This is a genomic window from Blautia sp. HA3515, from assembly GCF_059933065.1.
Genome location: NZ_JAYFUY010000010.1, coordinates 1 through 9,263, shown reverse-complemented (window position 1 = coordinate 9,263; position 9,263 = coordinate 1). Strand labels below are relative to the sequence as shown.

At 35.0% G+C, this 9,263-nt stretch carries 13 protein-coding genes; 5 read left to right on the top strand and 8 right to left on the bottom strand.

What is annotated here, in order from left to right; genetic code table 11:
* Positions 1 to 104: 104 nt before the first annotated feature.
* From R1Y93_RS00360 to R1Y93_RS00345, 4 genes are all read right to left on the bottom strand, one after another.
* Positions 105 to 1,214, bottom strand: a complete 1,110-nt coding sequence (locus R1Y93_RS00360; protein ID WP_500821197.1) for a UvrD-helicase domain-containing protein — start codon at positions 1,212 to 1,214, stop codon at positions 105 to 107.
* A gap of 13 nt (positions 1,215 to 1,227) precedes the next feature.
* Positions 1,228 to 1,740, bottom strand: coding sequence for a UvrD-helicase domain-containing protein (locus R1Y93_RS00355; RefSeq protein ID WP_500821196.1), 513 nt, complete (start codon positions 1,738 to 1,740; stop codon positions 1,228 to 1,230).
* Positions 1,741 to 1,838: 98 nt separating this feature from the next.
* Positions 1,839 to 3,710 carry an ATP-dependent nuclease gene (locus R1Y93_RS00350; RefSeq protein ID WP_500821195.1) on the bottom strand — a complete coding sequence of 624 codons (1,872 nt, stop codon included), beginning with the start codon at positions 3,708 to 3,710 and terminating at the stop codon, positions 1,839 to 1,841.
* Positions 3,711 to 3,855: 145 nt separating this feature from the next.
* Positions 3,856 to 4,191, bottom strand: coding sequence for a hypothetical protein (locus tag R1Y93_RS00345; protein WP_295301039.1), 336 nt, complete (start codon positions 4,189 to 4,191; stop codon positions 3,856 to 3,858).
* A 171-nt stretch (positions 4,192 to 4,362) separates the two neighbouring features.
* Between R1Y93_RS00345 and R1Y93_RS00340 the strand changes: the two genes are divergently transcribed.
* The 3 genes from R1Y93_RS00340 to R1Y93_RS00330 all read left to right on the top strand — a co-directional run bounded on the left by R1Y93_RS00340 (position 4,363) and on the right by R1Y93_RS00330 (position 5,219).
* On the top strand, positions 4,363 to 4,626 hold the full coding sequence (locus tag R1Y93_RS00340; protein WP_500821194.1) for a helix-turn-helix domain-containing protein: 264 nt from the start codon (positions 4,363 to 4,365) through the stop codon (positions 4,624 to 4,626).
* Between the two features lie 94 nt (positions 4,627 to 4,720).
* A complete protein-coding gene (locus tag R1Y93_RS00335; RefSeq protein WP_500821193.1) occupies positions 4,721 to 4,894 on the top strand; it encodes a hypothetical protein in 174 nt (57 codons plus the stop codon).
* Positions 4,881 to 5,219: a type II toxin-antitoxin system RelE/ParE family toxin gene (locus R1Y93_RS00330; RefSeq protein WP_500821192.1), complete on the top strand. Its 339-nt coding sequence runs from the start codon at positions 4,881 to 4,883 to the stop codon at positions 5,217 to 5,219. Before R1Y93_RS00335 ends, R1Y93_RS00330 begins: the two co-directional genes overlap by 14 nt.
* Before the next feature lie 48 nt (positions 5,220 to 5,267).
* Here the strand turns inward: R1Y93_RS00330 and R1Y93_RS00325 are convergent, their stop codons facing one another.
* Positions 5,268 to 5,627, bottom strand: coding sequence for an MmcQ/YjbR family DNA-binding protein (locus R1Y93_RS00325; protein WP_288699554.1), 360 nt, complete (start codon positions 5,625 to 5,627; stop codon positions 5,268 to 5,270).
* Between the two features lie 400 nt (positions 5,628 to 6,027).
* Here R1Y93_RS00325 and R1Y93_RS00320 point away from each other — a divergent pair, with 400 nt between their 5' ends.
* Both R1Y93_RS00320 and R1Y93_RS00315 read left to right on the top strand, forming a co-directional pair.
* Entirely contained in the window at positions 6,028 to 6,369 is a 342-nt protein-coding gene (locus R1Y93_RS00320; RefSeq protein ID WP_288699556.1) for a plasmid mobilization protein, read from the top strand.
* The gene (locus tag R1Y93_RS00315; RefSeq protein ID WP_500821191.1) at positions 6,318 to 7,697 is read left to right on the top strand and encodes a relaxase/mobilization nuclease domain-containing protein; all 1,380 of its coding nucleotides are present in this window, start codon (positions 6,318 to 6,320) and stop codon (positions 7,695 to 7,697) included. Before R1Y93_RS00320 ends, R1Y93_RS00315 begins: the two co-directional genes overlap by 52 nt.
* Before the next feature lie 23 nt (positions 7,698 to 7,720).
* Here the strand turns inward: R1Y93_RS00315 and R1Y93_RS00310 are convergent, their stop codons facing one another.
* From R1Y93_RS00310 to R1Y93_RS00300, 3 genes are read right to left on the bottom strand one after another with little or no spacing between them, the layout of a single operon-like run.
* Entirely contained in the window at positions 7,721 to 8,137 is a 417-nt protein-coding gene (locus R1Y93_RS00310; protein WP_274603361.1) for a winged helix-turn-helix domain-containing protein, read from the bottom strand.
* A 54-nt stretch (positions 8,138 to 8,191) separates the two neighbouring features.
* Positions 8,192 to 8,527, bottom strand: a complete 336-nt coding sequence (locus R1Y93_RS00305; protein WP_500821190.1) for a hypothetical protein — start codon at positions 8,525 to 8,527, stop codon at positions 8,192 to 8,194.
* A 45-nt stretch (positions 8,528 to 8,572) separates the two neighbouring features.
* On the bottom strand, positions 8,573 to 9,214 hold the full coding sequence (locus tag R1Y93_RS00300; RefSeq protein WP_500821189.1) for a hypothetical protein: 642 nt from the start codon (positions 9,212 to 9,214) through the stop codon (positions 8,573 to 8,575).
* Positions 9,215 to 9,263 lie beyond the last annotated feature (49 nt).

Below are 9,263 nucleotides of genomic sequence, written 5' to 3'. Positions count from 1 at the left end.
ATATGGAAGAATTCTTTTTAAATCCGATGCACCTTTTCTATCCGTTTCAAGATAAAGAGTTGCATCATGTGTTTCTCCCTTAACTCCATGAATTGTGTTAAATTCTATAGTCCTCTGATCAGATCAATGAATATATTTTTTTCAGATTTTTCTGTTTGATTTACAACAATATTCTTATCAAGAAAATTTTCTGGCAAACACTCAAAAATATCTGCTGATTGAAAATTCTTAACTTTTAAAAGCTCATTTATCTTTTGTCTCATTAAACAATCAATGTTTTCTCTATCAATATTTTGTAATCCTGACAGGTCGTATATCCACTGACGATATATCTCTCGATATTCATCGTCAAGCAACCGCTTTATTGTAATTGTAGAAAATTCCCTGCCTGATATCGGATGTCGAACTTTAGCATAATGAAATATTCGGCATAAAAGTTTACGAATAATACGTTCTGTTTTATATAGCTTTCCTTCTAATAAACTTGTCATGATATCATCTAACAATATCCAATAATTATATTCACCAGATTTCTTTGGAGAACTGTCAAATTCCGACCAATAACTACCTATTTTAAGTCCAGATGATTCCTTTTTTTTCACTGCACCAATAGCTTTATATACACCTTCACTATCATAAAGGCCATGTACCTCCAATGCATTGATAAAACCACTAAGCACTCTATCTATTTTCTCTGGATCAAAAACAAGTAACACTGGTTTAACACCCGTTGTACCTGCTAATGTTATAATATTAGCGTTATCTTTTCTTAATCTACAAATTGCATCAGCAATTTCCTGACTATATCTACACGATGTTACAATCGGTAAGAATCCGTCATTTGGAATCCAATCGGATGTTTCATTTTCCGAAGAATTATAAATAGCCTGGTCTGAATCTCCAATTTTAATTACTGTACAACTTTCTGTATTAAATATTGCATTTATTGCTTGTCGTTGAACATCATCACAATCCTGATATTCATCAATAAATACATATTGAAATCGTGATGAAAATAAAGCTGTATATGTTTCTGGTAAATTATTAACTGCAGTTTTAGCATATCTATAGGCATCTTTAAATTTCATTATGCCTTCCTCTTTAAGGAGATCATAGATCAACATTTTATACTGTTTGACAGATACTTTATCTGCTCCAGCTAAAATTTTCTTTTGTTTTTCGATACAAAGGGCACCGTCTTTTCCTATATACACTGCCTGCGTATGTTCAAGCCGTTCTGTAAATTTTCTTATTAGTAATAAAATTATTTTTTACAACATACTCAAGTGCACTATATTTTTTATTATTTTGCATTCTGCTAAGCATATGCTGTGCATAAGTCACATCATCAACCGCTTGCACATTTCGCCCTATAATATTTCGCAGATATGGCATGGTTATGAACTTATCAACAAATGACTGAATCGTACCAATATAATTTGGATAACTAATAAGTTTATCTGCATAGCCTGATAATCTTTTTCTGATTTCATCTACCGCAACATTTGTATGAGATAATACACAAATTCCTGCACCGTTTGCAAATGGCATTCTATCAGCCAACAACTTCAATTTTGCAAGAAGAACTGTTGTCTTTCCACTCCCCGGACAAGCTGCAACATCCGTTGAATGCCAACAACGTATAACATTTCTTGCATCTTCTGAAAAGTGTGCTCCCTCTGGAAGAAGAAGTTTTTCAGTTGATTCAATATCTTGATTGGAAATTTCCCATTCCTTCATAGAAGCCTCCCTTATATCGCTTCTCCAGCTGCATATTTAATAGCTTTCACAATATAGCTTAAAAATTGATCTCTTTCAATCATAGATTTTAGTTCCTGTTAAGCTTTCTTTTCATCTGCTATCTTCATCCTATACAAATCAAGATCAAACATCTTTTCTTGCCTGAATTGTTCTGGTATTACTGACATTTTCCAACGTAGAACTGAAGCTAAACATTGAGCAACAATAGCTTTTAAACTACTCTTTCCGTCTCCATCGAGCATTAAATTGTAAATTTCATATGCTTTTTCCCAATCTGGCAAATCATTCCATTGATTGTTTTCTTCTTCCATTTCTTGATTAGCTTCAATGATTTTTTCTTCAGTCAATGAAATATATTCTCTTGCATTTAAAATTTTCTTCCCATAATGGACTGATTTATGAAAATCCTCTGAAAAACAACTCAATGCAATACAATATTCCAAGGTCCAACGTGGTGATGTAAATCCTCGAACTGAGCCGTTGGTGTATTTTTTATTTTTTTCTTCTTCTGCCTGAGCTGATTCAGATATCTTTTCATTTAATCTTCTTTCCTTCGTTTCTTCATCAATATCATACGGCCTTACATCACAATCGGTAATCACAGAAACCGGAATTCCAATAGTACTTCCATCTTTCCTTACCATAATTCTACTATATCTCAAAAAGGCTGTACTTCCTACATTCACAAGAGATATTCCATATTTTTCCAACGGATAACCAAGGATATCTGCAATCACAGGAATTAAAATATTCTCTGCATCACCTTCTACCATTATAATGCCTTTTGCAAAAAACAAATTCGCTTTCGTTGAATCAAGGAATCTCTGAAGGAACAGATAATCTCCCTTTTGAAGCCCTGTCTTTCCTTCAGCCAAATCATACCCCCAACCAGATTTCATTAAAATAAGATTTTTAAGATTGATCTTAGAGGCAAGAATTGGACTATGTGTAGATATAATAATCTGTACATTGTTCTCATTATATTCATTTTGAAGATAGCTAATCAATCGAAGTTGCGCTTGCGGATGCAAATGGGCCTCCAATTCCTCAACTAGAGCCAATTTCATACCTCCATCAATATCATCCTTAAGAAGTAATAATTCCGCCGCGATAAATAACAAATTTAGTTCCCCCAAGCCAGGATTAAGCTCTGGCGCATTTAGCGATAAAGATTCAAGTATAGCCTTTAACTGAATATCAGATGTTCTTAACTCTGCATTGCTGGCCTGTCCCTTATCGTTAAACGATTCCAAATTATTGCGAATTGTTTGAAGAATATGCTTTCCATTTACATCATCCGTAAAGTAATTTTCTATCTTCTCGTTTGCCTCTTGAAAAATTTCCCTAAGCATATGTTCTTTTTTATCTTTGAAAACTGGATGACTAAGAAGTATTTGCGAAATTCTAGAGCTACGCCCTGAACTCATTTCACGTTCAGCATCACGAAGTGGTTTCAAATAGACCGCTTTCAACAAATCTCTAGCTTTTCCATCAATCGAAATCCCCTCTTCTATGTCACCTACACGTAATTCCTGAAAAATTTTGTGTCCTTCTTTCCAGGCACGATAATGAAGTTCAAGCATATATTCTACATTGTCACCATTCTTTTTAAACGTCAAATATTCAATAAAATTTTTCGCCTCATTTTGGGCAAACTCTGTAATGGTACAATCAATTTTAAACTCTGAACAAGCCTCTCCACCAATTGGCTTATAGAAATCATCATCTACAGGTCTAATATACTCATTACTTTCCGTTAACAAAACTAACTTAAGCGCATCAATCACTGCTGTTTTTCCAGAATCATTCTCTCCAATCAAAGCATTTAAGCCTTTGTGAAACGTAATTTTTAATCCAGGCAAACCATTCACTGACTTGAATCGACGGAAATTGTAAATTTTCAATTCAGATACAATCATATTTATATTTTCCTCTTCCCTTCCAACCATAAGCTACAATTTTTCTCATTTGTAGAGTGATCTTTTTTTAATAATAACATAAAAATAAATAGATATACACTTTTTATTCTTTCCCTCTGAATATCAAAAAATTTTCTATAAACTAAGGCGGCATGGTTTTCCCATACCGCCACTCTTAACGTGCATATTTTTCTATCATATTCTTAACATTCGTGGATTTCTTTATTGCTCCTATATTGATAAGGAATTCAATCACATCCATCATCCCCTGGTAATACGCCCTCTGTTCTTCTTCATAATGAAAATGTTCTAACTGATCCAGATATTTATTCCAGAAATTCTGCTCACGCTCTGACATTTTTTCCAGATGTATTGGCAGCTTCCTTTGTATTTGTTTCAAGTTTTTCTCAGCTTCTCTCCACTCTTCTGGTTGTAATGTATATTCTCTTTCCCCGGAATCACAGCGCATTTCCTCTAATAAATTCGATACTGCTTCATAAAATTCATTCATCTTTCTTCCACCTCTCCACAGAATTATTGCTCTTTACAGGCAGCATTATCATTTTTCTATTTCAAAAATCAAATAAACTTTTTAAAACTTCATCTTTAGAAGTATAGTATCAATATTTTTTCTTAAAATCAATAATGATACTTCATCTTTAGAGAACTTTTGAGGATCAGAATGATTATTTATTGGGATAAAAAAACGAACAGTAAAAACAGAATAGGACAACGGGTAAAAGAATTACGAAAGGCTCATAATCTTACTCAGAAAACACTCGCTACTAAATTACAGCTTGCAGGATATGATTTTAATGATCTGGCAATCCTGCGAATTGAGCAAGGCACACGTTTTGTACCTGACTATGAAGTTGTCGCACTGGCCGAAATATTTCATGTTTCCTGCGAATATCTTCTGGGTCTGACGGATACCCCTGCAAAATAATTTTATTGTATTACTACCCATTCTATGTTAAACTATGGATAGATACTTCTGAACAACATACACTATTTATAAACCGTATGATTGGAGTGATTTCATGGAATTAACAAAAAAAATCCCTACAACCGATAAAAACCAGGAAAACAATCATCTTCTCCGTATGTTAGACCGGGGAATTGATGATATGGAAGCTGGTCGTGAATTGCCACTGGAAGATGCTTTTCGCAAAATCACAGAATTAAGGGATGCACGAAGAAATGCAAGATTATAAGATTATTTTAACCTGGGAAGCACTTTACGATGTCACAGACATTGCAGATTATATTGAAGAAGAATTCGGCCAGCAACGTGCTGACCGTTTTCAATCTGATCTGAAAGAACAAATGCAGAATTTGAGTCAGTTCAGTACTGCCTTTCCCCGAACTCAAATTTTGTACAGAGGATATTCCATACATAAAAAATCTTTTCCGCCATCTATTATTTTTTATATTATAATGGAACAAACAAAAGAGATTCATATTCTCCGGGTGCTGCGTCATGAACGAGACTGGGAAAATATCCTGTTGCAAAGATCCACTTATACATATCCAGAATAAATACACGGGAGCCGATCAGAGATTCGTTCTGAAAGGCTTCCTTTTTAATTACCTCCCACCGTCAATTAAATCATAACTCATATCCAAAAAATCCAGAGTTTTTGCTTCACTAACAGAATCATCCAGAAGAATTGTAATCCAATGCTGCTTATTCATATGATATCCTGGCAAAAACCCATACGTTTGAATGATCATCCCAACCAGATCAGGATCACATTTCACATCCAGGATATCAACTCTACCATTTTCTTCTAATCCCAGTATTTCCTTTTCCACTGCCATAATTATAGCATACCATTTTCCATTTTTATGTCGAAGCACTGCAGAATCAGGATCTTTTTTCCATAAATATTCCGGTTCAGTTCCATATTGCTCTTTTACATATTGAAAAATTTCTTCACGTTTCAAATTTATCCCTCACTTACGATTTCTTGTTCTGATTATACGCTATCAAGATTGTATTCTCAACCACTTCTCACAGCTCTATTTATCTTTTATAGCTTTTGCATAGCCTGCTTTGCAGGCTACACCCCAAAAGAAGCAAGCACTGCCAGTGTCATGACATCTGGCTCATTTTGCCAAATTTCCCTTTCGGTTTATTTTGCCAAAATGTATCAGGGAGTATCCCTGGCCCTCTCATATTTTATAATTTCTTAATTTGACGCTTCCGCCTACTCCTGTTAAAATAAACTGCAGATACATCTGTCCAAAACAGCATACAGCCAAGTAGCATAACTGTCATAGCCGAACTGGTTAGACAGTTTTTTTGTACTCTTTTTTATAGAAAAAACCAGATTGGAGGATTTCAATGAGCAAACGTACCAGAATTCATCCCGTACAATTTTATTTGAACGATGATGAACAATATATTTTAGAAGAAAAATATCGTCTTTCCAGGATGAAAAGCAAATCTGCCTTTCTGCGGAAAATGATTTTATATGGATTTGTATATGAAGTAGACTACTCTCATATTCGAAAAATGAATACCCTGCTGGGCAATATCAGCAGTAATTTGAATCAGATCACCCGTCGTATAAACAGCACCAATACAGTTTACAAAAAGGATCTTGACGATATAAAGGAGTTAATGGAAAAAATATGGCAATTACAAAAATCCATGGTATCAAAACAACCGTTGATAAAGCAATAGAGTACATCTGCAATCCAGATAAAACAGACCAGAAACTATATATTTCTTCCTTTGCCTGCTCTCCCGAAACAGCAGCTCTTGACTTTAAATACACTTTGGATCACACACATGACCGCAGAGATCCGTACAATGCAAATAAAGCATTTCATCTGATTCAGGCATTTTCCCCTGATGAAGTTTCCTATAAAGAAGCTCATCAAATCGGCAAAGAACTTGCGGATCGCTTACTGGAGGGAAAATACTCCTATGTTCTGACAACACACACTGATAAAGGTCATGTACATAACCATTTGATTTTCTGTTCTGCAGATAATATCACTTTTTCTCATTATCATGACTGTAAAAAGAATTACTGGAAAATACGAAATATCAGCGACACTTTATGCCAGGAACATAACCTGTCCACAATTATGCCAGATGGTAAAAAGGGAATGAAATACAATGAATGGGCTGCAAATAAATCTGAATCCAGTAAAAAAGCTCAGCTGCGAAAAGATATCAACCAGACAATCCGAATTGTTTCCACTTACTCAGAATTTCTTGCATTTATGGAAGCTAAAGGATATGAAATAAAAAACGCAGAATTTGGCGAAAACAGCAGAAAATACATTACCTTTCGTTCTCCCGATATGTCCCGTCCAGTGCGTGGAAGTGCTAAATTTTTAGGAAAAAATTTTACTAAAGAACGTATCAAAGAATGCATTGAAAATAAACGTCAGAGAGCTATTGTTCCTTCTGTTCGTAATAAGTTAATAGACACCAACGCTCCCAATACAGCAGGAAACATTGGGCTTCAGAAATGGGCAAATAAGGAAAATTTAAAAATTATCTCTGCTGAATATAACAAGATGCTTACACATAATCTACATAATTTTTCAGAACTTGAAGACCGCATAGCCTTGTTACATATGCAGCGAAAAGAAGTAAATACCACTGTTGTTTCTCTCGAGTCTCAGATACGCCAGCTTCGAGAAATGCTAAAATATGCTGAACAATATCAGAAAAATAAAATTTACGATGACCATTATAAAAGCTCCAAAGATCCGGATCGTTATTTCCGTAAATATGAATCTCAAATTATTCTTTTCGCTGGTGCTAAACATATTTTACAGGAAAATGGCATGGATCTGAAGCATCTTAATACTAATAAGTTACAGGAGCAACTTTCAAATCTTATTTCCAAAAAGAAGTCAATAAATACTCAATACGTTTCCTTTAAGCAAGAAACAAAAGAGTTGGAATTGATACATCAAAACCCGTCCAAATATCTCAAACAGGAGGCTCCTGAAATACAAAGATCTTCTCATAACAAACTTCCTTCTTTGTAAAACCATAATAATAGGCAGCGATTTCACTCGCTGCCTAAATTCCCGTTAAACCGATATCCTACACCTCTCACCGTTTGTATATACATTGGTTGGCCCGGATCATCCTCTATCTTTTCTCTAATGTTGCAGATATGTCGCATAACCACATTATAATCACCGGAATAAGGTTCATTCCATATGATATCATATATTTGTTCTTTGCTAAACACTCTTCCGGGACTTCGCATTAATAAATGCAAAATTTCAAACTCTATAAAAGATAAATCTATTTTTTCCTGCTTTCGAAATAATTCTCTTTTATCCAACAAAATAACAATATCTCCATAATGTATCTTTAATGGCTTTATATTATTTTCATCACAATATATATTTCGTCCTGTTCCCAAAGCAGCAAGAACAGACTCTATTATTTCTTCTTCATTATCATTAAAAGATATCAATAATATTTTTCCGATGTTTTCGCTTCCCTTCCAACAAATACTTGCATTATGTTCCTATCCAATTCTAAAATCACCAACACCATAATCTGGTTCCCCATTCATTTCTATCACTTTACATGGTTTGCGATTAAAATATTTTTCTAAAACTGGCATGAAGTTATCAATTTTTCTTTCTTCCCCATACAGTTCTACCATCATTTCGTTAGTCGGTTCATATTGAACGCAACCTGACATATGATATTTCTGGCAAAGCAAGTACATTTCAATTTTTCCAACAGCTTCGCTGTAATACATTCTGTATCGTTTTAGTATTAGAAAAAGTAAACAATACCTCTTTAGAGAGAATATCTGAGCATTCGCTTCATAGCCATGTGAAAATGCTTCTGCCAAACGACGGCAGTTTTTTACCGTTGTCTGGCAGTTTGGTTTTCTTTATTACTGACGAGCTGCGTCCGCTTCTTCTTGGGTGAGCTGTCCAGTTTTAACTGCATCAGAAATTGCCTCATTCAATTCTTCAACTGTTGAGTAATTTCCAATGTGTACCTTTTGACCATTATCTGTTATAACGTCAACGCTATAATCGGAAACCACATCGTCGGTAGGTGGAATCATTGAGTAGGTATCACCATCGCCGCTGTCTTTGGAATACAATACTCCATTTTTAATGCTTTCCAGCGTTTCTTCATAACTGGACATCATTGCGTCAACGCTTTCTTTCGTAAATTCATGGAATACGCCTTGTCCATCATACCAACCATCGCCGGTTCCAATCAATGATTCCATTTCTTTTTTTTGTTCGTTCATCCATGCCTCATACTCATCGGCTGTCCACCACTGCACATCCGGTGCTGTATTGTTCTTTTCGTAATCTGCCTCGGCAATCCAGTTTTTACCGTCAGTGCTGATTCGACCACCGTCTGTGTCCTGATAGAGAATATCTACACCGGATGTGTTTTCTGTTTCGGATGTCGAAACCTTTGGCGTGTCCGAAGCCAATGCATTTGCATAAGTAAATCCTGCAACGCTTAAACAGATTGCTCCGCACAAGCCTACTGTCCAAATTTTTTTGTTCTTCATAAATAAGACCTCGCTTTATAAAAATTATAGCTGCCCTTTAAGGACAGCT

Bases quoted from the DNA above. Each gene is read 5' to 3' on its own strand.
- R1Y93_RS00355 (WP_500821196.1), bottom strand. From the start codon at position 1,740: ATGAAGGAATGGGAAATTTCCAATCAAGATATTGAATCAACTGAAAAA.
- R1Y93_RS00350 (WP_500821195.1), bottom strand. From the start codon at position 3,710: ATGGTTGGAAGGGAAGAGGAAAATATAAATATGATTGTATCTGAATTG.
- R1Y93_RS00345 (WP_295301039.1), bottom strand. From the start codon at position 4,191: ATGAATGAATTTTATGAAGCAGTATCGAATTTATTAGAGGAAATGCGC.
- R1Y93_RS00340 (WP_500821194.1), top strand. From the start codon at position 4,363: ATGATTATTTATTGGGATAAAAAAACGAACAGTAAAAACAGAATAGGA.
- R1Y93_RS00335 (WP_500821193.1), top strand. From the start codon at position 4,721: ATGGAATTAACAAAAAAAATCCCTACAACCGATAAAAACCAGGAAAAC.
- R1Y93_RS00330 (WP_500821192.1), top strand. From the start codon at position 4,881: ATGCAAGATTATAAGATTATTTTAACCTGGGAAGCACTTTACGATGTC.
- R1Y93_RS00320 (WP_288699556.1), top strand. From the start codon at position 6,028: ATGAGCAAACGTACCAGAATTCATCCCGTACAATTTTATTTGAACGAT.
- R1Y93_RS00315 (WP_500821191.1), top strand. From the start codon at position 6,318: ATGGCAATTACAAAAATCCATGGTATCAAAACAACCGTTGATAAAGCA.
- R1Y93_RS00300 (WP_500821189.1), bottom strand. From the start codon at position 9,214: ATGAAGAACAAAAAAATTTGGACAGTAGGCTTGTGCGGAGCAATCTGT.